The organism is Micromonospora radicis, assembly GCF_003583405.1.
GTDB classification, from domain to species: domain Bacteria; phylum Actinomycetota; class Actinomycetes; order Mycobacteriales; family Micromonosporaceae; genus Micromonospora; species Micromonospora radicis.
Map to the genome: position 1 here is coordinate 1 of NZ_QXEC01000061.1, position 1,094 is coordinate 1,094.

The 1,094-nt window shown below is 68.7% G+C and carries 1 protein-coding gene; it reads right to left on the reverse strand.

Features of this window, described 5'->3' with window-relative positions:
* Positions 1-1,058, reverse strand: a 1,058-nt coding sequence (locus tag D2L64_RS26905; RefSeq protein WP_158603561.1) for an ISL3 family transposase, incomplete at its 3' end; no start/stop codon positions are given.
* Between the last annotated feature and the right edge of the window lie 36 nt (positions 1,059-1,094).

A 1,094-nucleotide genomic window follows, 5' to 3' on the forward strand; every position in this document is an offset into this window, starting at 1 on the left:
TTGGCCCGGGTGTTCTGTCCTTCGACCTGGCCGGAGCTCCAGGGTGTGGCGAGGCCTGCGAGGACGGCGTCGTAGTCGGTTCGGAGTCCGTCGGTGAACTGCCGCAGGTGGGGCAGGTCGTCGGCGCGAACGTTGTCGATCCACTCGGATAGATGTTGTTGGCCGGTGAGGTTGGTCAACATCTTGGCGAAGGCGCGCACATGCTGGCCGGCGGCGGTCAGGTGCGGGCATGCCGCTTGGACATCGTGCAGGTTGCCGGTCTGCTCGGGTGGTAGCCGGTCGGGATGGGTGAGCAGCAGGGTCGCCGCGCAGCGGGGGGCTGGGATGGGGCGCGGTGTAGGTGGGGTGGTCGCGCCGCGTTTGAGCAGGTGTACGTAGAGATTGACGGTGCTGGCGCTACCGGTGTAGCCCTGCTGGCGGACCTCTCGATAGAGCTGCACGGCGTTGCGCTGCCCGTCGGTGAACCGCTCGTAGATGTAGGGCTTGAACGCATCGAGTACGGAGCGGCGGTGGATCGCTGGCGCGATGAGCTCGTCGAGGCTCGCGGCGCGGGCGTAGCGACGTACCGCGTAGTAGTCCAGCTGAAGGTCGCGGCTGATGCCGCGCAGCGAGCGGCCGGCCGCGACGAGTTCCTGCACGGCCTGGTATCGCTCGGCGGTTCGAGCCGCCAGTACGCGGGGTCGGCCACGGACATCAAGGTGCGCATCCGGTAGCGGCGGCGCCGGAGTCTGCGCCGGTGGCTGCGTCGGGGTGAAGGCCGCCTTGATGCAGCCGTGATGCGCGGCGACGGTCTTGTCCACCGCTTCGCACAGGTTGTTCCACAGATGCCACCGATCAGCGACCTGCACTGCTTGCGGAGCACCGGCCCGAGCGGCCTCAGCGTAGGCCCGGCCGCGGTCACGGCACACCACTTCGACCTCAGGATGCTCTGCCAGCCACGCCACGACCGACCCGGCGTCGCGGCCCTCAAGCACCTCGACCGGGCGACGGGTCTCCAGGTCCACAACGATAGTGGCGTAGACGTGGCGGCGGCGTAACGCGAAGTCGTCGATACCCACGACCCGCACCTCACCGACCGGCGGCTCCGGAAGCAC